Annotated in this window: 21 protein-coding genes and 4 riboswitches; of the genes, 5 read left to right on the top strand and 16 right to left on the bottom strand. The window is 46.7% G+C overall.

All coding sequences use genetic code 11. The features are described from left to right. Positions 1-5: 5 nt before the first annotated feature. From ADU22_RS15265 to mtnK, 8 genes are all read right to left on the bottom strand, one after another. The gene (locus ADU22_RS15265; protein ID WP_053362919.1) at positions 6-1,025 is read right to left on the bottom strand and encodes a thiazole biosynthesis adenylyltransferase ThiF; all 1,020 of its coding nucleotides are present in this window, start codon (positions 1,023-1,025) and stop codon (positions 6-8) included. Continuing rightward, complete coding sequence (locus ADU22_RS15260; RefSeq protein ID WP_053362918.1) at positions 1,022-1,789, bottom strand: thiazole synthase; 768 nt, start codon at positions 1,787-1,789, stop codon at positions 1,022-1,024. The genes ADU22_RS15265 and ADU22_RS15260 overlap by 4 nt, the downstream gene beginning before the upstream one ends. Before the next feature lies 1 nt (position 1,790). Continuing rightward, a complete protein-coding gene (gene thiS / locus ADU22_RS15255; protein ID WP_053362917.1) occupies positions 1,791-1,994 on the bottom strand; it encodes a sulfur carrier protein ThiS in 204 nt (67 codons plus the stop codon). 13 nt (positions 1,995-2,007) lie between these two features. Further along, a complete protein-coding gene (gene thiO / locus ADU22_RS15250; RefSeq protein ID WP_053362916.1) occupies positions 2,008-3,132 on the bottom strand; it encodes a glycine oxidase ThiO in 1,125 nt (374 codons plus the stop codon). Beyond that, entirely contained in the window at positions 3,129-3,743 is a 615-nt protein-coding gene (gene tenI, locus ADU22_RS15245) for a thiazole tautomerase TenI (protein WP_053362915.1), read from the bottom strand. The genes thiO and tenI overlap by 4 nt, the downstream gene beginning before the upstream one ends. Before the next feature lie 81 nt (positions 3,744-3,824). Beyond that, positions 3,825-3,954: riboswitch (TPP riboswitch) on the bottom strand. A gap of 85 nt (positions 3,955-4,039) precedes the next feature. Then, positions 4,040-4,312, bottom strand: a complete 273-nt coding sequence (locus ADU22_RS15240) for a hypothetical protein (protein ID WP_053362914.1) — start codon at positions 4,310-4,312, stop codon at positions 4,040-4,042. 372 nt (positions 4,313-4,684) lie between these two features. Beyond that, positions 4,685-5,716 carry an S-methyl-5-thioribose-1-phosphate isomerase gene (gene mtnA / locus ADU22_RS15235; RefSeq protein ID WP_053362913.1) on the bottom strand — a complete coding sequence of 344 codons (1,032 nt, stop codon included), beginning with the start codon at positions 5,714-5,716 and terminating at the stop codon, positions 4,685-4,687. A 2-nt stretch (positions 5,717-5,718) separates the two neighbouring features. Then, positions 5,719-6,903 carry an S-methyl-5-thioribose kinase gene (gene mtnK, locus ADU22_RS15230; RefSeq protein WP_053362912.1) on the bottom strand — a complete coding sequence of 395 codons (1,185 nt, stop codon included), beginning with the start codon at positions 6,901-6,903 and terminating at the stop codon, positions 5,719-5,721. Positions 6,904-7,017: 114 nt separating this feature from the next. Beyond that, a riboswitch (SAM riboswitch) is annotated at positions 7,018-7,175 on the bottom strand. A gap of 169 nt (positions 7,176-7,344) precedes the next feature. Further along, a riboswitch (SAM riboswitch) is annotated at positions 7,345-7,447 on the top strand. Positions 7,448-7,538: 91 nt separating this feature from the next. Between mtnK and ADU22_RS15225 the strand changes: the two genes are divergently transcribed. Genes ADU22_RS15225 through mtnD form a run of 4 tightly spaced genes read left to right on the top strand, consistent with a single transcriptional unit; the run spans position 7,539 to position 10,590 of the window. Next, positions 7,539-8,759: a 2,3-diketo-5-methylthiopentyl-1-phosphate enolase gene (locus tag ADU22_RS15225; RefSeq protein WP_053362911.1), complete on the top strand. Its 1,221-nt coding sequence runs from the start codon at positions 7,539-7,541 to the stop codon at positions 8,757-8,759. After that, positions 8,759-9,424 (top strand): 2-hydroxy-3-keto-5-methylthiopentenyl-1-phosphate phosphatase, encoded by a 666-nt coding sequence (locus tag ADU22_RS15220; RefSeq protein WP_053362910.1) that lies wholly within the window; start codon positions 8,759-8,761, stop codon positions 9,422-9,424. The genes ADU22_RS15225 and ADU22_RS15220 overlap by 1 nt, the downstream gene beginning before the upstream one ends. Beyond that, positions 9,421-10,041 carry a methylthioribulose 1-phosphate dehydratase gene (locus ADU22_RS15215; protein WP_053362909.1) on the top strand — a complete coding sequence of 207 codons (621 nt, stop codon included), beginning with the start codon at positions 9,421-9,423 and terminating at the stop codon, positions 10,039-10,041. The genes ADU22_RS15220 and ADU22_RS15215 overlap by 4 nt, the downstream gene beginning before the upstream one ends. Positions 10,042-10,056: 15 nt before the next feature. Then, complete coding sequence (gene mtnD / locus ADU22_RS15210; RefSeq protein ID WP_053362908.1) at positions 10,057-10,590, top strand: acireductone dioxygenase; 534 nt, start codon at positions 10,057-10,059, stop codon at positions 10,588-10,590. A gap of 240 nt (positions 10,591-10,830) precedes the next feature. Here the strand turns inward: mtnD and ADU22_RS15205 are convergent, their stop codons facing one another. The 7 genes from ADU22_RS15205 to ADU22_RS15175 form a co-directional block, all read right to left on the bottom strand. Further along, the gene (locus tag ADU22_RS15205; RefSeq protein ID WP_053362907.1) at positions 10,831-12,030 is read right to left on the bottom strand and encodes a phosphoglycerate dehydrogenase; all 1,200 of its coding nucleotides are present in this window, start codon (positions 12,028-12,030) and stop codon (positions 10,831-10,833) included. A gap of 244 nt (positions 12,031-12,274) precedes the next feature. After that, a riboswitch (ZMP/ZTP riboswitch) is annotated at positions 12,275-12,357 on the bottom strand. A gap of 61 nt (positions 12,358-12,418) precedes the next feature. Then, positions 12,419-13,417 carry a biotin synthase BioB gene (gene bioB / locus ADU22_RS15200; RefSeq protein WP_053362906.1) on the bottom strand — a complete coding sequence of 333 codons (999 nt, stop codon included), beginning with the start codon at positions 13,415-13,417 and terminating at the stop codon, positions 12,419-12,421. A 177-nt stretch (positions 13,418-13,594) separates the two neighbouring features. After that, on the bottom strand, positions 13,595-14,446 hold the full coding sequence (locus tag ADU22_RS23970; protein WP_069188000.1) for a spore coat protein: 852 nt from the start codon (positions 14,444-14,446) through the stop codon (positions 13,595-13,597). Between the two features lie 195 nt (positions 14,447-14,641). Beyond that, positions 14,642-15,175, bottom strand: a complete 534-nt coding sequence (locus ADU22_RS25535) for a spore coat protein (RefSeq protein ID WP_069187999.1) — start codon at positions 15,173-15,175, stop codon at positions 14,642-14,644. Beyond that, positions 15,172-15,381 (bottom strand): hypothetical protein, encoded by a 210-nt coding sequence (locus tag ADU22_RS15185; RefSeq protein ID WP_069187998.1) that lies wholly within the window; start codon positions 15,379-15,381, stop codon positions 15,172-15,174. The genes ADU22_RS25535 and ADU22_RS15185 overlap by 4 nt, the downstream gene beginning before the upstream one ends. A 12-nt stretch (positions 15,382-15,393) precedes the next feature. Next, positions 15,394-15,687 carry a spore coat protein gene (locus ADU22_RS15180; protein WP_053362905.1) on the bottom strand — a complete coding sequence of 98 codons (294 nt, stop codon included), beginning with the start codon at positions 15,685-15,687 and terminating at the stop codon, positions 15,394-15,396. 14 nt (positions 15,688-15,701) lie between these two features. Further along, a complete protein-coding gene (locus tag ADU22_RS15175; protein WP_053364595.1) occupies positions 15,702-15,890 on the bottom strand; it encodes a hypothetical protein in 189 nt (62 codons plus the stop codon). Between the two features lie 255 nt (positions 15,891-16,145). Here ADU22_RS15175 and ggt point away from each other — a divergent pair, with 255 nt between their 5' ends. Next, positions 16,146-17,885: a gamma-glutamyltransferase gene (gene ggt, locus ADU22_RS15170; RefSeq protein WP_156324454.1), complete on the top strand. Its 1,740-nt coding sequence runs from the start codon at positions 16,146-16,148 to the stop codon at positions 17,883-17,885. Between the two features lie 409 nt (positions 17,886-18,294). Here ggt and ADU22_RS15165 read toward each other — a convergent pair whose 3' ends face one another. Beyond that, entirely contained in the window at positions 18,295-19,362 is a 1,068-nt protein-coding gene (locus tag ADU22_RS15165; RefSeq protein ID WP_197280137.1) for a M14 family zinc carboxypeptidase, read from the bottom strand. Positions 19,363-19,554: the final 192 nt, after the last annotated feature.

Genomic DNA, 19,554 nt, shown 5'->3' with positions numbered 1-19,554 from the left:
TCATTCTACCCAAGGTAGCGATGGTATAAGCTCCTTGCTTCAGCCGTATCTTTTGTGCCATGGACGAGAACTCGTCCGTCCTTAAACACAACCAGACGGCGGGATTCTATAGAGAATGATAGCAGGTATGGATTGCGCTGGATGTTTTCCGTCTGGGACTTAAGCAAGACTTCAAGCTGCTCCAAATCACGCTCCACTTTTCCCGCCGGCCGAAGCTGGACTGTATCCCTTCCGCATAATACGGCGGTTCTCGTCTGGTTTTCATAGTTTAGAAACGGGTAGGTCCTTTCCGGTCCGCAGGACAAACACCTGGCATTTTTTACTCCATCTACATTTATGGAAGAATTCTGGTTCTTCCACAAATCAAAGGATACCAGTTTACTCCTGAGTGAATCGTAATCCTCCACAAGCATCTTCAATGTTTCCGTCACCTGATGAGCCACGACCGTTTGTACAGCAGGGCTGATAATCCCTGCTGTATCACAGGTCGCACCTCCGAGCGGGACACTTTCCAGAAGGCAATTCAAACAAGGGGTAATCCCCGGCCGGATGGTGTAGCTGATTCCGTAGCTGCCCACACAGGCACCGTAAATCCAGGGAATTCTGTATTTCTGTGAAACGTCATTCACCATCATCCTGATATCAAAATTATCACTTGCATCCATAATCAGGTCAACGCCATCTGCAAGCCTCTCCAGCTCTTCCGGACCCACGTCGCACACTTGCGCATCAATCAGCACTTCAGAGTTCAGTCTTTGCAGCCTGCTCTCGGCGGCGATTGCTTTTGGCACCTGGTTTAGGGCATCTTCCTCAGTATAAAGCTGCTGTCTTTGCAGATTGCTCCATTCGACATAATCGCGGTCAACAATCGTCAGTTTTCCTATCCCTGCCCGGACCAGCGCTTCGGCACTGCCGGTTCCAAGCGCTCCGGCTCCAACCACCAGAACATGTTTCCTGCGTATTTTTGCTTGTCCTTCCAAGCCAATTGGCATAAAAAGTTCCTGGCGTGAATAACGTCCGCTCAACCCACGCTCAGCCCTTCCGTCGGACTGCTTGCTGTAGCATATGTTTTCTTTGGTATCCTCCCTGCCTCAAAGCCCAATCGCCCTGCTTCAATGGCAAGTTTCATTGCTATCGCCATTTTAACAGGATCTCCCGCACCTGATACAGCTGTGTTAAGCAATACGCCGTCTGCCCCCAGCTCCATTGCAATCGCGGCATCCGAAGGCGTACCAATACCCGCATCCACAATGACAGGAACGTCTGACTGTTCAATGATAAAGCGAAGATTCAAAGGATTGAGAATTCCCTGGCCTGACCCGATTGGCGATGCTCCAGGCATAATCGCATGGCAGCCAAGCTCCTCCAGGCGCTTGGCAAGGAGAACGTCATCAGAAGTGTATGGGAGGACGATGAAACCCTCTTTTAGCAGCTCCTCCGAAGCCTTCAGCGTTTCCACCGGATCGGGCAGCAATGTTTTTTGGCACCCAATCACCTCTACCTTGATCATATCGCATAGACCTGATGCCCGCGCCAGTTTGGCGATTCTGACGGCCTCTTCGGCGGTTTTGGCGCCGGCGGTGTTTGGAAGCAGGGTATACTTTTCAACCTCAAGTTTTTCCAGGAAATTAGGCTGGCTTGCTTCAAATATATTCATTCTTCTGACCGCAAACGTTAAAATTTCCGTCTGTGATTCTTCAACCGCTGCCTTTTGGACATCAAAATCCGGGTACTTCCCTGTTCCAAGCAATAATCTTGATTTAAATGAATACGGTCCAATTTTCAACATATCATCCGCCTCCTACAAAATGAACTATCTCAATTTTATCCCCATCTGCAAGTGCAGTTTCCCCATGTCTGCTTTTCTCCAAAATATCCTGATTCAACTCCACAATGGCCACCTTTTGATTGATGCCGTAATGCTTCAAAAGCTGGGAAACATTCCCCACACTCGAAGGTACGCTTACTGTTTCTCCATTAATGGTTAACTGCATAAAAACCACTCCCTTATGTAATAAAAGATGAAAACGAACGGTCCACTCGGAATGGCTCAAGTTCTGGCACAGCCTGACCTTCTGCCCATTGGGCGGCAAGCTCACCGGTTATCGGTGAAAGCAAGATGCCATTCCGGAAGTGCCCGGCAGCAATAAATAGTCCGCGGTACTCGGGATGTTCTCCCAGGTACGGCAAGCCATCCCCTGTCTGCGGACGGATGCCTGCCCATGTGCTCTCCAGTTCGGAATCAACGATGGACGGCACAATCCTCCTTGCTTTATCCATCAGCGAAAATACTCCTGCCACCGACACCTTTTTATCAAAAGTATGAGGATGTTCGGTCGCTMCGACTATTGTTCTGCCTCCTGCTTTAGGGACGAGGTAGCAGTCCTTTGCAAAGATTGTCTTTTCGAGCAGGGGCCGGGCTGTAACAACCGAGAAGCACTCTCCCTTAACCGGGTAAGCATCCGGCACCATGCCGGAATCTTTAAGAAGTTCGGCACTCCAAGCTCCGCTGGCGACAATGACATTTTCGCTGTAATAGTCACCACAATTGGTTCTGACACCGTTGACCCGATCTTTTTCGAAAAGGAAGGTATGGACGGCAGCAAATTCCTTAACTTCCGCTCCTAAAACCGCCGCGGCCCTAAAGAAGGCCTGTGAAAGCCGGTGAGCTGAAACCTGGCCATCTTTTGGCAGGAACATCGCTCCCAAAACAGAATGTGAGAGCATAGGCTCGTGTTTTTTAACGTCTTCGGCTGAAAGCCATTCCGCTTGTTCACCATGGCTTCGGTGGATTTCAACTTTCCGTTCCAATTCTTCAGCTTGCTCATCATTCAAGGCAATCTTGAACATCCCCTTGTTGACGAGTTCGATATCCATCCCGCTCAGTTCCTTTAATGCCGCTGCTATATTCGGGAACATCTCCCTGCTTTTTTTGGCCAATGGAAACAGCGGGCTGCTGCTTTCCAGTTCTGCCTGGGCCCCCAGCATCCCGGCAGCGGCACTGGAAGATTCTCCTGCCAGAACATTCTTTTCCAGCAAAAGGACCTTTTTGCCTCTCCTGGCCAAATGGAAGGCAATACTGCCGCCAATCACGCCTCCTCCAACAATGATAGAGTCATATATATAGGTCATGAATTTCTCCCTTCCAAATACTGACGGTACTCTCTTGCTTTTTGTAAAGGGTTCTCTGCTTCCAGGACGCCCGACATTACCGCGATCCCATGTGCTCCTGCCTGAATAACTTCACTGCAATTGGAAGGCTTAATCCCGCCAATCGCGATAATGGGCATGTCTGTATTCGCTGTTACACGCTTTAATTCTTCAAGGCCTTTTGGAGGCAGCTCCGGTTTTGAACTTGTCTGGAAGACATGCCCAAAAACTCCAAAATCGGCCCCATCCCGGAAAGCCTCCCGGGCTTCCTTAAGAGAATGGACCGAAGCTCCGACCTCCAGCTTCGGGAAGGATTGTTTGACCACCTTCACATCCAAACTGTGAAAAGCAAGCTGGACACCGTATGCTTTCACCGCCCAAGCGACATCCACCCTGTCATTGATGACGATTTTAGCAGGCGGAATGCCATTTTCGATTAAAAGGTTTACAGCCTGATAGAGCTGCCGTGCACTCAAATGCTTTTCCCTTAGGTGAAAAAAATCAACATATCCCTGGGTTTCCTTCGCAATTCTGGCAAACCTCTCGACCGGCTGCCTGCCCGTCGAAATAATATGAAATTGTGCTTCCCTCACTTTTAGCCTCCTTTTTGGACAAATAAAAAACCACTTTCCTTATAGCTTAAAGAAAGTGGTTGTATGCTGAATGCTGTCAACATTTTTACGACGCCACTTCCCTACGCTGGTGCAAACCAGATCAGGTTCTTAGAGTCCCAAAGTCGCACTTTGATCTCAGCCTTTTTGGACAAATGACCATTTATCCGTAAAGGCACCCCTAGTGGTAATAGAACTATTCAATTTTTGTCTATCTTTATATTATCATACAATTCTTACATTGAAAGCCCTATTTTGTTTTTGCACGCGCCTAAGGCCTAGTGGATGGAATATTTGGAGGTTGGGACTGGCTCATTGTAAAATAGTTCAGCTGGCTCCACGGTTGGTTTGGATGTTTTTTCAGGAGATACGTCAAAAGGTTTCTTCCTGGCACCTACCAGTTTTTTTAAAAGGTAGATTCCCAGAATAAGGCCTGCAATATTGAGGGCATCACCAAAATGAATGGTCAGCTGCAGGGTATTGTTCACTCGAACATCGTTTTGATTATTCGTAACATCTTTTTGGAATTGCGGATCCCATTCAGTTCTCATTTTATAATTCTCCTCGCCTGTTTTGTATCAATATATGTACAGGTACACTGTAAAATAATCACTGAATAAAGTTCCTACTAATTTACAGACAACCTGTTTTTCGTTGATAAGTGCGATTAGCGCAAATTCTTCGACGTGCCCTTCCCTTTTTGCGTCAATAAGCGCCATTAGCGTAAATTCTCACCTATCCTTCCGCTTTTTGGCGTCAATAAGCGAGGTTGACGCAAATTCTCGCCGTACCCTCCGCTTTTTTGCGTCAATAGGCTCGATTAGCGCAATTCCCGCCGTTTCCCTCGATTTTTTTGCGTCAATAAGAACATTTGCCTTGGTTCAAAAATCCAGTAAAAAAAGACAGGCGGACCTGTCCTCTTGTTACTGGATTTTCGCAATATTTTCTTTGTAATCCGGCTTTATAATACCTTTTTCCGTAATGATGGCCGTGATGTATTCAGCAGGAGTGACATCAAAAGCTGGATTATAGACCTTTGTGTTTTCTGGAGCGATCGCAATTTCACCAAGATGGGTGATTTCACGTGGATTCCGTTCCTCGATTGGAATTTGGGCTCCGCTGTCAGTGGACAAATCGAAGGTCGAAAACGGGGCCGCCACATAGAACGGAATGTTATAAGCTTTAGCGAGAATCGCAAGCCCAAGGGTACCGATTTTATTGGCTGTATCCCCATTTGCCGCAATGCGGTCAGCTCCTACGATGATGGCTTCAATTCCTTTTGAATGAATCGTATGGGCGGCCATGCCGTCAGTGATCAGCGTAACCGGGACACCTGATTGCTGCAGCTCCCAAACTGTCAGCCTTGCGCCCTGGTAGACCGGCCGCGTTTCACAGGCAAAGACATCGAATTCTTTTCCCTTTTCTGCACCTAGATGAAATGGCGCCAGTGCCGTCCCATATTTCGCTGTCGCAATTGAGCCGGCATTGCAGATGGTCATTACCTTTGTACGGTTTTCAAGCAAGGATAATCCAAACTCGCCAATCTTTCTGCAGGTTGCTTCATCTTCCACATGAATCTTAATTGCTTCTTCCAGCAAAAGCGTCTTTGCTTCGTTTACACTGGTGGAGCTGTGGGCAACGCTCATGAGTCTTTCAAGCGCCCAGAACAAATTGACCGCAGTCGGTCGGGAGCTTCCCAGGTACCGGAAGTCTTCCTGGAGCAGGTGAAGAAAATCTTCCAGCTTTTCCGTTTCATGGCGTCTCGCCCCCAAAGCTAGGCCATAAGCTGCGGTAATGCCGATCGCTGGTGCTCCTCGCACCTTCAATTTCACAATGGCATCGAATACCTCTTCTATTGAATGCAGGGTAAGATAAACCATTTCATGGGGCAGTTTCTGCTGATCCAAGATAATGAGCTGGTTGTCTTCCCACTTAATGGATGTTGGAACGATCATAATTAATTCTCCTTTAAGAACGTGATGACTTCTTCAATTGCTGTCATTTCATTTCGCTTCAAAATCAGTGCTGTGCCTATGGCCAAGGCATTTTTCTTGGCGCTGATGCGCTGTTCGCTGTCTTCTATGCCATCCAGGTCTTTCACATGTGACAGGCCGATGGTGCGGCGAATCAGTTCGCAGCCGGCAAATCCAAGTGTATCACTGAATATTTTTTGGAAATACGTCTCTTTATGCCCAGGTACTTTTGCGAATGGTTCAACACTTTCCTTTTCCCATAATTGCGAAAATACTGAAGAGAACACATTCCAGGTATTTTCAATATGGTCAAGAACGATTGCTTTCTTCTCTCCTTCTCTTACAATCACTTGAAAGACTAAATTGCCTAAGAACAAACCGATATCAAATCCTATCGGCCCATAAAAAGCAAATTCGGGGTCAATTACTTTTGTTTCGGTTTCACTGGCAAAGATACTGCCGCTGTGCAAGTCACCGTGCAGGAGGGCCTCCGCTTCCGTGACGAAACTTTTCTTCAGCTTGGCGACTTCAAGCCTCAGTTCGTTATTTTTCCAGATCCCTTCTACAGCATCGCGCAATTCCGGCTCAAAGTCATTTGTATCATGATCAAAGAATGGGTCCGTAAAGATTAGGTCCTCGGTAATCTTGCAAAGCTCAGGGTTGGAGAATTCAACCACCAAGGCTTTCTTTTCAAATGGATGCAGGGCCAAGTCGGACGTGGAGAACAGCGTACGGGCAAGGTATTCCCCGATGTCTCCCGATAGCTTCGGATAATCTTCTCCATTGTTCAGTCCGGTACGGGCAATGGTCAGATGTGAGAGATCTTCCATAATGGTGATCGCCAGGTTTTCGTCTGTGGCGTAGACTTTCGGAACGAGATTCGGAACGAATTCGCCGTGTTTTTTTAAAGCGTTCGCTTCAATTGTCGCCCTTTTTAGCGTAAGCGGCCAGCTTTCCCCGACCACCTTGGCATAAGGCAATGCTTGTTTAACGATTGCTCCTTTACCTGTTTTCACATCCGTTATTTTAAAAACATAGTTAAGATTCCCGTCGCCGATTTCCTGGCAGGTTACTTCCGCATGTTCCGGAATGATGTTTAGTTCCTTTACCAGCTGTACAGCTGTTTCTTCTGTCAATGCTTCATATTTCTGCTTTTCTAAAATCGCCATGTTCTTCCTTCCTTCCTTCCTTCCTTCCGTAAAATCATTTATTATTCTGTTTTTAATTGATAGACAGTAAAAAGCCTCTTTCACACTGAAAGAGGCTAAGAATATATTCCTTGCCTCTCATCTCTCAGAAAGAATCCTTTCTGAATGGAATTAGCACCGTGCCTTGCGGGAATATCCCGGCGCAAATTCTCTGCGCCCCGTTTCACAACGGTATTACGGTCGGTTGCTGGGCTTCATCGGGCCAATTTCCCTCCGCCTGCTCTTGATAAGAGTTTCATGTATTCAAATTTTGATGTTTTGCTTGAGGAAAATACTAGCATTTCCCTTGTGGTAATGTCAATAACTATTTTTATAATTTTTAAAAGTGTCCTAGTTGACAGAAGAATATTCGAAGTGTGATAATAGCACTTGTATTTAGAAAGCTTCAACAATTGAATTTATTTCTTATCAAGAGCAGGTGGAGGGACGAGCCCGATGATACCCGGCAACCGATCCATAACGGACACGGTGCTAATTCTTGCAGCAAGCAGCTGAAAGATAAGAAGAATGGTCATCGAACAGCCTCTTCTTATTGGAAGAGGTTTTATTTATTTTATGGGCATGGCACATCGCCGTTTCAGCCAGGAGGGTTAACGATGAGTGAAATTACAGCAACGTATCACGCGTATACAAAAATAGGACAGGGTGCCAAAAAAGCCGAAGGAATAGCACTTGGTTTGACGATTGGCTCATGGACCGACCTGCCGCTTTTGGAGCAGCAGCAGCTAGCAAAGCATAAAGGCCGGGTTGAATCCGTACAGGAATTCCCGAATGAAGTCCATCCTGTCCACAAGGATCAGATAAAGGCCGAACTTAAAATTTCCTATCCAACCGCCAATTTTTCGGCTGACTTGCCGGCAATCCTAACGACCGTTTTCGGGAAGCTTTCATTGGACGGCCAAATTAAGTTGGTTGATTTAACTTTCACGCCTGGCTACCTGGAAAACTTTCCTGGTCCCCGCTTTGGGATAGAGGGAATCCGCAGTCTTATTAATGTACATGACCGCCCGCTCGTTATGAGCATTTTCAAAGGAGTCATTGGACGGGATTTGGATTTTCTGACGTCTCAGCTAAGGGAACAGGCACTCGGAGGAGTCGACCTTGTCAAGGATGATGAAATCCTGTTTGAGAACCCTCTCACGCCATTTGAACAAAGAATCTCTGCATCAAAAGAAGTGCTTCAGCAAGTGTATGAGCAAACGGGACATCGTACGCTCTATGCAGTCAATTTAACCGGCCGGACATCACAGCTTCGTGACAAGGCGAGAAAAGCCCGCGAGCTTGGCGCTGATGCTTTGCTGTTCAATGTTCATACTTATGGCCTGGATGTACTTCAGGAGCTTGCGGAGGATGATGAAATCAGCCTGCCGCTCATGGCTCACCCTGCATTCAGCGGTGCTTTTACCTCTTCAGTCTTTTATGGTCTATCCACTCCGCTCGCTCTTGGCAAACTGATCCGCTATGCCGGCGCGGACTTCTCCTTGTTCCCGTCACCATACGGCAGCGTCGCGCTTGAAAAATCGGCGGCTTTGGGAATAGGTGAAAAGCTTACAGAAGAGGCACCGCTAAAGCGAAGCTTCGCAGTTCCCTCAGCAGGAATTCACCCCGGGCTTGTGCCGCTTTTGATTGAGGATTTTGGAATTGATTCCATCATCAATGCGGGCGGCGGTGTTCATGGCCATCCACAAGGAGCTGCAGGAGGCGGAAAGGCATTTCGCCAGGCCGTTGATGCCATACTTGGCGGGAAGACGCTCAGTGATGCGGCGGCGGGACATCCCGAACTTGCGGCTGCCCTTGAATTATGGGGATCAAAATAATGAAAAAGCCGGTCATTTTTTGCGATTTCGACGGCACGATTACAAACAAGGACAATATCATCAACATCATGAAGCGGTTCGCTCCTCCGGAAGCGGACGCAATTAAGGACGCCATCCTGGAACAGAATATTAGTATCCAGGAGGGAGTGCAGAAGCTGTTTTCCCTGCTTCCTTCGTCTATTAAGGATGAGATTATCTCCTTTGTGCTGCAGGATGCCAAGATTCGCGAAGGCTTTGGTGAATTTGTTGCTTTTGCAAAAGAGCATCATATTCCCCTTTATATTGTCAGCGGCGGCATTGACTTTTTCGTCTATCCGGTGCTGGAACCCTTTGGCCCGTTTGACGGCATTTATTGCAATAGAGCTGATTTCTCTGAGGAGCAGATTTTGATTTCCTACCCTCACCCATGTGATGAATCATGTACAGGCAAGGGGTGCGGCTGCTGCAAGCCAAGCATCATCCGGACAATTGCCGATGAAGATCACACAACGATTGTCATCGGCGACTCGGTCACCGATATTGAAGCAGCAAAGATGGCTGATATCGTTATCGCCAGGGATTATTTGATTAAGAAGTGTGAAGAATTGGGCATTCAGTACAAGCCCTTCTCCACCTTCCATGACTGCATCAGGATTATTGAAAAAGAAATGGAGGTGAGAGTATGAGTGAACTGATTTCCAAGTGGAATGAGCTCGCCGATATCAAGGATGAACTGGCGGCCCGGGACTGGTTCATGGGAACGAGCGGCAACCTTTCGATTAAGGCGGGAAACAATCCGCTTCAATTTTTGGTAACGGCCAGTGGCAAAGACAAGCGCAAACGGACATCAGAAGATTTCCTGCTTGTCGATGGCGATGGATTGCCTGTTGGTAAAACCCACTTAAAGCCATCCGCAGAAACCCTGCTGCACTGCGCTGTTTACGGAAAAACGCAGGCGGGTTGCAGTCTGCATGTCCATACGGTTGCAAATAATGTGATATCCGAACTTTACGGTGATAAAGGCGTCGTGAAATTTCAAGGCCAGGAATTGATTAAGGCATTTGATATGTGGGAGGAAGATGCCCTTCTCTCCATCCCTATCATTTATAATTATGCCGACATTCCGAAACTTGCAGACACATTTGCGGAGCATATCTCTGCCGACAAAGGCGCCGTGCTGATCCGGAACCACGGCATTACCGTCTGGGGCAGGAACGGCTTTGAAGCGAAAAAATTGCTTGAAGCCTGCGAGTTCCTGTTTCAATATAAAATCACCCTTTTGCAAACAAAACCATTTTTATAAGAGAGGAAGATAACCATGGCCATCATTAAAATCCAGGGAACAGAAGAAACCATCACAGAGCAGAAAGAGGTAGCCGAATTTCTCCAGCAGCAGGAAGTCATCTATGAGAATTGGGATATCAGCAAGCTCTCCGAAAACCTTCGCGAAAAGTTCGACTTAAGCGATGCCGAAAAGGAAGAAATCCTTGAAACGTTCAAAGGAGAAATTGCGGACATTTCCGAGCGCCGCGGCTATAAGGCGGCTGATGTGATTTCCCTTTCCGATTCCAATCCAAAGCTGGATGAACTGCTGAAGAACTTCCAGCGCAAACATCTTCATACTGATGACGAAGTCCGTTATATCGTAAGCGGGCATGGAGTGTTCATCATCAAGGCAACGGACGGCCGCTTCTTTGAAGTCCACCTTGACCCAGGCGACCTGATTTCCGTTCCGGAAAACACCGTCCACTATTTTACTCTGGCCGATGACCGCAAAGTCGTTGCCGTCCGTCTTTTCATCACTCAGGAAGGCTGGGTTCCCGTGTACCAGGACGGAGAAACAAACGCATAAAGAAGAAAAAGCAAGACAGCTTTTGCTGCCTTGCTTTTTTTATGGGATGCAAACCTTCTCATGAGGCCTATTGGAACCCTTGGAGACTTGGTTTCCCCATTCCCGGGCACCAACGAACCCTATTGGTGCCCATGAAGACTCGCTTTCCCCTTTCCCGGGCACCAACAAGTAGATGATATCGAAAAAAAGGTGATTCACTCCATGCTGTGAATCACCCTTTACTTTCCTATGATTTTATCCTTAAATTACGCGGATGCTAACCATTCCATCGATTTGCTGGATTTTAGCGAGCAGCCCCGGAACGGTATCTCCGTTGATTCTATTGTCAATGTCGATCATCGTGTAGGCATAGTCTCCCCGGCTCCTGTTTACCATGTCGGCAATGTTCAGTTCGTAGCTTGAAATGGCGGATGTGATTTGCCCTACCATGTTTGGCACATTTTTGTGGAACGCGGCCACACGGCGTTTTCCGGTATAAGGAAGTGATGCATTCGGAAAGTTTACCGAGTTTTTAATATTCCCGGTTTCCAGAAATTCTTTGACCTGGCGGGCGGCCATAAGGGCACAATTCTCTTCCGATTCCTGTGTGGAGGCCCCAAGATGCGGGATTGGCACTGCATTTTTCATTTTCACGACGTTTTCATTCGGGAAGTCGGTGATATACTTACCAACTGTCCCCGTTTCAAGAGCTTCCCCCATGTCCACTTCGTTTACAAGTTCGCCGCGGGAGAAGTTCAAAATATGGACACCAGGCTTCATGATGCCGAAGGTTTCCCTGTTGAACATTTCCCTTGTGCCATCCGTCAGCGGTACATGCACAGTAATATAATCACATTTCGCGTACAGTTCTTCAATCGTCATCGCCCGCTGGACATTGCGGGACAGAGCCCAGGCTGTATCGACTGAGATGAACGGGTCGAAGCCGATCACGTCCATGTCAAGATCCAGCGCATCATTGGCTACAAGAGCCCCAATTGCTCCAAGACCGATGACGCCCAATGTTTTTCCCTTGATTTCTTTACCGACAAATTGCTTTTTCCCGGCTTCGACAAGCTTAGGGATATTCTCTCCCTCATCTGCAAGTGATTTGGTCCAGAGGACTCCGGCAAACAAGTTCCGGGAAGAAGCCATCAGGCAGGTTAGGACCAGCTCCTTTACCGCATTGGCATTGGCGCCTGGAGTATTGAAAACGACAATTCCGTTTTCCGTGCATTTGCTGACGGGAATATTGTTGACGCCAGCCCCGGCTCGGGCGATTGCTTTTAAATTTTCGCTGAAATCCATATTATGCATGTTAAAGCTGCGCAAAAGGATGGCATCAGGATTCTCGCTGTCATTATCGACCCTGTAGCTCGCATCGTTGAATACATTCAATCCGCATTGTGCTATATTGTTCAATGTTTTAATTGTCTTCACTTTTCCAAGAGTTGCAGTGCTCATCAATATTCTCCCCTTTTCCTTTTCCTTGCAATTTTGTGTCTTTTTTACCGCCGATAAGTCTGAATAAATAATAAATTATCACTAAATAACATGTAAGTAAACCTTTAATAAAATCGTAAGCGCATACATCCGTAAAATTCTTTTAAATCGCCATTATTGCCTTATTTTATTTTCCAGGCCGACCGCCGCTTTTACTGTGGCATACCCCCTTAAAAGCACAAAGAGGCAAGGGATTAAAATCCCTTACCTCTGCCCAGGCGAACGGCTTTGCTCCGATGCCATGTGCTCCCTTGCGGTTATCCGCTCTCGCCAGTCACACACAGCCATTTCTTTTTTTACATCATAACAGATAATTCAAGAAGGAACAAGAACAGAAATTTCGTAGTTTTTACGCCAGGCTGGCTTTCATTTCCTCGACAGATTCAATTTCAAAGCCGAGGTCACGGAGCATTTTGTAGTCCTCGCTTTCTTCCTGGCCAGCGGTTGTCAAGTAATCGCCGACAAAGACAGAATTGGCCGCAAACAAGCCAAGCGGCTGCAGGGACCGGAGGTTGACTTCCCGTCCGCCTGAAATGCGGATTTCCTTTGTGGGATTGATAAAGCGGAAAAGGGCGAGCACTTTTAAACAATATAACGGATTTAACTCTTTTGTTCCTTCCAATGGAGTGCCATCAATGGCATGCAGGAAATTTACGGGTATAGAATCCGCATCAAGTGCTTTTAGACTCGTCGCCATATCCACTACATCCTGCCTTGTCTCTTTCATGCCGACAATCACGCCGGAACATGGCGACATTCCTGAATCTTTTACCATACTGACAGTATTGACACGGTCATCATAGGTGTGGGAAGTAGTGATGTTGGCATGGTTGCTTGCAGATGTGTTGATGTTATGGTTATATCTGTCAACCCCAGCTTCCTTCAGGCGCAGCGCTTGCTCTGGCTTTAAAATGCCAAGGCAGGCACAAACCTTTAAGCCATATGAATCTTTAATTTCCTTAACAGCCTCAACAACATTGTCGACGTCGCGGTTGGATGGTCCTCTTCCGCTAGCTACAATGCAATAGGTGCCAACATTCATTTCGTAGGCGCGCTTTGCTCCTTCGACGATTGTCTCTTTATCTACCATTCTATATTCTGTGATCGGCGCTGTGCTGATTGATGACTGCGAACAATAGCCGCAGTTCTCCGGACAAAGGCCGGATTTGGCATTCATGATCATGTTCAGCTTCACCTTTTTACCAAAATAACGTTTCCGGATTTGGAAAGCCGCATGCATCAGCGGCAAGATATCGTCATCAGGACAATCCAGAATGGATAGGGCCTCCTCATTCGATATATCATTTCCCGCTATTACTTGATCTGCAAGCATCATCCAGTTGCTCATTTTACAACCTCCAATTAGCCTCAATTTTTTATGTATTTGTGTTAACTGAAAATAAAATTAAGTTTACATAAAACATTAAAATATTTTGTATATTTTGTCAATAAAAATCCATAGATATTCCATAAATGTAAGAGAACAGCACAAAAAAGGGACAGACCATGTCCCCTTTCCGTTATATTAGTGGGAGCCGCGGTATTGCTGCATTCCCTGCTGGCTTCCTGGTTTCATGCCTCCTGTAAACATCTGTCCATAATCAGACATCGTTTGTTTTGGAGGCTGATTTCCTTGCTGCCCCACCATCCCTGCGGTTCCTGTTCTGTTCATATAGGAAACATTGTTTTGTGGGTTCTGCTGCCCATGGATGTGAGGTGAAGCTGTCGATCCTGCCTGCCCCATATGGTGGCTCTCGTTCATGAATGCCATTGCCGACTGGTCATACCCCTGGCTCTGGCCCGGATTTACAGCATACTGGGTATTTATTGAATCTCCTGACGGCTGGTAGCTGTGCAGGTACGTTTTCGCTGTATGGTCTTTGATCTTAGGCACCTGGTAGAGCCCTTGGTTATTCATGTATAAAAATACTTCATAGGCTTGGTTGGAACAATTGACTGCGCTGTTTACAAGCATTTGCCGAAGGTTTGGATCAGCCATTTCCAGCGATGCCTTCATGCTGTTACTCGCACTGTTCTTGTGGCAAAGAAGCATCGCGGAAGCGACCCCAAAATCATTTAACGAAGCATTGGTTTCAGGCACCACCATCGTTGGATTGTTCAGTCCATACTGGATTTGTTCCGGCTTTACCTGGCTAATATTTGTATTAGCAGGTATTGGCGAGTATTGATGGTAATCGTGTGTGTAGGCAACAATTGCATCATAGGATTGTATGGCAGCCTGGAGATGGCGGGTAATCATTTGCTTAAGCTCCGGATTCTTTGTTTGGGTCGCATAAAGATTGAAATGGCTGATCGCATTTACTTTTTCATTCAGGATTTCATGAATCTCCATAGCTTCATGGGCACCAAATGGCATAGATAACACTCCTTTTTTTGTTTTCCAAACAAGTGTATTATCGTCTCCTTAAGGGCTTTGTATGTGCTCCAAGGAGGATTGGCAGAGTGTAAAATTTGACATGGAAATCCTTATTTCATTATGTATAACAGTAAAATGAAAAGGACCCAAGATGCATCTTGCCATCTTGCTGGTCCTTTTTAAACGGTGACGGCTCTACTGTAAGTTCTGTGAATCATTAGGATTTGGGTGCTGAGCGACAACCTGATTATGATAGTGACTTTGGTTTTGGTTTTGGACGAAACCCTGGTCCTGATTTTGATTGCTCATGCTTTGCCCCTGATTCTGGCCCTGGTCCTCGCCCATAATATTCTGGCTCATGGCATTTTGTCCCATACTGGTCTGGCCCTGGTACTGGTTCTGATTCTGGTTCTGGTTTTGGTTCTGGTTTTGGTTCTGTGCAAGGCTTGAAGCCGTTACTGCAGCCTGCAAATCAACTCCAAGCTGTTTGGCCAGGTCGTTTGGATAATAAAACCCTTTGGATACCATATAATCGATTATTTCCTGATGCTTATCAATCGAATCATTTAAATACTGTGTCAGCGTCTCCCTGACTTCCGGGGTATGGGATTCTGCAATGGCAGCGGCAAGCATTTTAATATCGGACTTTACTGCAAATAAAAAATCCGTCGCAATGACCTGGTTCGTCATGCCGCCCATCCCTGATATATTTTGCATAAACTGGTTCAAGATTGCGCCCCCCTGTCGGTAATGAACTGCTGGAGCCTGTTAATTTGCTTTGATGTTTTATCAATATCGCTTGAGAGGATCCTGCCAAGCTCTTCATCCTGGACCAAAGCGTTCATGGTAGAACTTTTGGTCAGACACAGGTTTTTGAACATCATGATTTCGTGCAAATCCAGTGTCTCATGATAACCCATATATTGTGTTGCCATGTAATCCCTCCTTTAATGTGTCAATCCCAGGGTAGATTGAGTTGCCTGAAGATCTACCCTGATTTGCTCGTCGATGTCATGCGGGTGATAATATCCTTTGGATATCATATACTTGCTAATTTGGTCATGGGCATAGATAGCCCTGTTAAGTTGGTCACGAAGTGTCGATTTTAACTCCGGAGTGGCCGTTTCGGTAATGGCTGCGGCATAACCAAGTATGGCCGATTTCGAAGATAATAAAAATTCTGTGGCAATTGCCTGGTCATTCATTTGCTGATTCTGCTGCTGGCTTTGCTGTCCGTACATAAGTTTTCCTCCTTTTATGATAGGTAACCTTGCAGTTCTTGTACCTCTTTTCTTGCCGCTGTCAAATCTGCTGAAAGAATCGTCTTTAGCGCTTCATCCTGTGCAGCTGCGCTCAAAGCTGCAGCTTTTGCCAAGCAGGAATTTTTAAATATCATGAGTTCATGCAGTTCAAGCTTTTCGTGGATACCTAAATTATTGTTCATTTCTTCACCCCTTTTCTCCAAAAATCCTTCATATAGTGCGCAGACAATCAGGTTTTCATGCAACACCTATCCCGTCATACCTTTCAAAAGTCCCAGACGATTTTGGAGTACAAGGAAGAAAGACTCGAAATTCAGAATATTATAATCAAACACTTGCTATCTTTCTATGCATTTCTTAACGTAGTACATGTAGGGATTACTAGATTAGGAGGGATGAATGTGAAAAATGTATTACGTGCAAGTTTTTCGGTTTTCATGATGGTGCTCTTGTTAATCGGGACTCTTCCTCTAGCAGGGCAGGCCAAGAAGCCGGAAGTTGATTACAGCCAGTATAGCCAGGTGGATGTTGGCAAAGACGGCATGGTTGCCACCGCCCATCCGCTTGCTTCTGAAATTGGTGCAGACGTGCTGAGAAAAGGCGGAAACGCTATTGATGCTGCTGTGGCCATCCAGCTTGCCTTAACCGTCGTTGAGCCGATGATGTCTGGAATCGGCGGGGGCGGCTTCATGATGGTCCATGATGGCAAAACAAAAGAGACAACCATCATCAACAGCCGCGAGCGTGCCCCAGCAGGTGCGACTCCTGATATGTTCCTTGATGAAAACGGCAGCCCGATTCCATTTGCGGAAAGGTCCACAGGCGGGACAGCGGTTGGGGTTCCCGGAACTTTGAAAGGCCTTGAAACGGCACTTGAAATGTGGGGAAGCCGCCCTCTTGAACAATTGATTGGACCTGCGATCAAGCTGGCCGCTAAAGGATTCCCTATTGAATCGGTTCTGGCCGATGCGATAAGGGACAATCAAGGCAAGCTTGGAAGGACAGCGGCGGGAGAAGTGTTCCTGCCAAATGGAAAGCCTCTTCAGGAAGGCGACCTGCTTGTCCAGGAAGACCTGGCGAAAACGCTGAAACTGATCCGGGCAAAAGGCACAGATGCTTTCTATGATGGCGAAATAGCTCAGGCACTTGCCGAGACCGTCCAAGACTTTGGCGGGTCAATGGAGGTTTCTGATTTGAGCCAATATGATGTCACTATTGATGACCCAATTTGGGGAGACTATCAAGGCTACAAGATCGCCAGCATGCCTCCTCCTAGCTCAGGCGGGGTTTTCCTCCTGCAGATGCTGAAAATCCTTGATGATTACAACCTGTCTCAATATGATGTCCGCTCTGTTGAAAAATATCATTTGCTTGCAGAAGCCATGCATCTTGCCTATGCGGACCGTGCAGCATATGCGGGAGATCCTGAATTTGTCAATGTTCCGCTCAATGGCTTGCTGCACCCTGACTATATTAAGGAGCGCCAGGCCCTCATCTCCATGGATAAAGCCAATCAGAACGTGACAGCCGGGGACCCATGGAAATATGAACAGGGCAGTGCAAACTACCAGGCGGCCAAACAGCCTAATGACCGTGCCATCGGGGAAACCACCCACTTCAGCGTGACAGACAGATGGGGAAATGTTGTCTCTTATACCACTACGATTGAACAGGTATTTGGAACTGGCATCATGGTCCCAGGATATGGGTTTATGCTGAACAATGAGTTGACCGACTTTGACGCCGTACCTGGCGGGGCAAATGAAGTTCAGCCAAACAAGCGGCCATTGAGCAGCATGACTCCAACCATCGTATTTGACGGAGACCGCCCTGTCCTTACCGTCGGTTCACCTGGCGGCCCGACGATCATTACATCCGTCCTGCAAACGATTCTCCATGCAATCGAATACGATATGGAACTGCAGGCCGCAATCGAGGAACCACGCATATACACAAACTCGATCACTTCATACCGTTATGAAGCAAATATTCCTGCCGGTGTAATCAGTACTCTTAACGCCATGGGCCACCGCTTTGGTCCGAGCCCGACCGTTATTGGAAACGTCCAAAGCATCCAAATTAATGAAGATGGCACGTTTAAAGGTGTTGCCGACTCAAGCCGGAATGGAGCCGCTATTGGCATCGACCTTAATGGCAAGAGGAAGGGACAGCAGTAAGGCAAGGACGTATGAGAATGTAGTGATAAGAATAGAAAAAAGCTTCTGTGATAAAAGAACGTTGATTTAACTCTGATGATGTAAAATAAACGGAAAACTTCCGCTTATATTGGGAAATACCATCATTTCCCGGAATATAAGGGAAGTTTTTCCGTTTAAATTCAAATAATCCTTAGATTTAGTCAAAAATAGAGTGGGTAAGCGGAATAAATCCGCTTATTTTGCCTTTTTTGGCCCCTCCTACATACCTTAACCGGAATTTCTCCGCCTATACATTTCTTACCTACACACACTAATTGCCCTAAAAAAAATGCAGTCCAATTCAAACACGAATTGGACTGCATTTTTACGATAATTAAGATTTCATACTCGAAAACCGCCTAGTGTGATTTAGAAGCCGGGGTTTATCTTATTCGTCAGCTTCTGCTTCTTCTTCACCAGGCAGATTTTGCTGGTTAGGTAATGTATCCCAGAAGCTTGTGTCCGCCTCTTCAATGGAACCATCCGCAATTGCTCTTACTGTGGAATCCAAAGTAAGAATGGTCTGTTTAATCAAGTAGCCATTACTCTTTTGGCCAAGGGCATAAGGCTCGTAGTAATGGTCGGACATCCCGCGCATTTCAAACAGAAGCGTGGAAATATCATAGCGGGCTGCTGCCCCATTACGGCCAATATTATCCGTGTTTCCGCCTACGTATTTGCCAATATGGCCCCAGCCAGTGGATTGCAGGGTATTGTAGACAATAGATCCAAGCTTCTTGGAGCCTTCAAGAACTTCAGGATCTACATTGGGACTTGTCGGATAGAGGATTGAACCGGAAACCAGCTTGCCATCCACCGCACTCCGGGTTCCCTGATGATGCAGGTCGATCATATAGTCGATGTCATATTCCATAAAAACATTTTCATGCAGGTGCCTTGCTTCAACCTGCATCTTGCTTGTCTCTTTATCGTGCTCACGGTTCAAGTCGACATTGTTGGCATTCGCACGAGTCAAATGGCGGTCGCCGCTTGCCAGGTAGTTATCAAGCGAGAAATTTACATCTCCCATGGCTCCATCGGCATTCAGCATCGGGATGACAAGGATATTGACATTTTCCAGAACACCCTTGGTTTTGCCCGTGCCAAGATGCTTGATGAATTCAAGAGCGCCTTCAGTGGTGAGCTGTTCATTTCCGTGCTGCTGGGTCAAAAACAGGATTGTGGGATTGGCTGGATTGGAGATGTACTTCGCCATATAGATGTCACGGCCTTTGACCGTCTGGCCGATTACCTCAAGGTCCAGTGCCGCCTGTTTCGCTTCCTGGGTCTTAAGGAAGTCCACCATGCTGTCATATGTATGAAGAATCGATGTCTGGATGGCGCCATTCCCCGTATTCGGCCCGTTCCCTACAGCCCCTGCCGGAAGAGCCACTGCCGTCACTCCGCCTAACGCCAATAAACTGGCCAACGAGGCTGAAAGCACTTTCTTTTTCATGTTCATGAACATACCCCCATGTGATTATTTAGGTTCCAAAGAACCCCTACCTATTATTCTAAACAGCGATGAAGCATATTTTAATAGAGTAAGAGGCCTATTCTTTAGACAAATTTCGAAACTCGAAAAAAGCACTAAACTCCTAGTTTAAGTAACGGAGTGGCTTTTATAATGTCGAAACATTCCGTCTTT

Origin of the sequence: Bacillus sp. FJAT-27251 (assembly GCF_001273925.1) — a bacterium.
Taxonomy (GTDB): domain Bacteria; phylum Bacillota; class Bacilli; order Bacillales; family Cytobacillaceae; genus Mesobacillus_B.
The sequence above is the reverse complement of the archived record's forward strand: the minus strand, read 5'-3'. Positions and strand labels throughout refer to the sequence as shown.

Coding starts and splice junctions, on each gene's coding strand:
- ADU22_RS15260 (WP_053362918.1), bottom strand. CDS start 1,789: ATGTTGAAAATTGGACCGTATTCATTTAAATCAAGATTATTGCTTGGA.
- thiS (WP_053362917.1), bottom strand. CDS start 1,994: ATGCAGTTAACCATTAATGGAGAAACAGTAAGCGTACCTTCGAGTGTG.
- ADU22_RS15240 (WP_053362914.1), bottom strand. CDS start 4,312: ATGAGAACTGAATGGGATCCGCAATTCCAAAAAGATGTTACGAATAAT.
- mtnA (WP_053362913.1), bottom strand. CDS start 5,716: ATGATCGTTCCAACATCCATTAAGTGGGAAGACAACCAGCTCATTATC.
- mtnK (WP_053362912.1), bottom strand. CDS start 6,903: ATGGCGATTTTAGAAAAGCAGAAATATGAAGCATTGACAGAAGAAACA.
- ADU22_RS15225 (WP_053362911.1), top strand. CDS start 7,539: ATGAGTGAAATTACAGCAACGTATCACGCGTATACAAAAATAGGACAG.
- ADU22_RS15220 (WP_053362910.1), top strand. CDS start 8,759: ATGAAAAAGCCGGTCATTTTTTGCGATTTCGACGGCACGATTACAAAC.
- ADU22_RS15215 (WP_053362909.1), top strand. CDS start 9,421: ATGAGTGAACTGATTTCCAAGTGGAATGAGCTCGCCGATATCAAGGAT.
- mtnD (WP_053362908.1), top strand. CDS start 10,057: ATGGCCATCATTAAAATCCAGGGAACAGAAGAAACCATCACAGAGCAG.
- ADU22_RS15205 (WP_053362907.1), bottom strand. CDS start 12,030: ATGAGCACTGCAACTCTTGGAAAAGTGAAGACAATTAAAACATTGAAC.
- bioB (WP_053362906.1), bottom strand. CDS start 13,417: ATGAGCAACTGGATGATGCTTGCAGATCAAGTAATAGCGGGAAATGAT.
- ADU22_RS23970 (WP_069188000.1), bottom strand. CDS start 14,446: ATGCCATTTGGTGCCCATGAAGCTATGGAGATTCATGAAATCCTGAAT.
- ADU22_RS15185 (WP_069187998.1), bottom strand. CDS start 15,381: ATGGCAACACAATATATGGGTTATCATGAGACACTGGATTTGCACGAA.
- ADU22_RS15180 (WP_053362905.1), bottom strand. CDS start 15,687: ATGTACGGACAGCAAAGCCAGCAGCAGAATCAGCAAATGAATGACCAG.
- ADU22_RS15175 (WP_053364595.1), bottom strand. CDS start 15,890: ATGAACAATAATTTAGGTATCCACGAAAAGCTTGAACTGCATGAACTC.
- ggt (WP_156324454.1), top strand. CDS start 16,146: ATGATGGTGCTCTTGTTAATCGGGACTCTTCCTCTAGCAGGGCAGGCC.
- ADU22_RS15165 (WP_197280137.1), bottom strand. CDS start 19,362: ATGAAAAAGAAAGTGCTTTCAGCCTCGTTGGCCAGTTTATTGGCGTTA.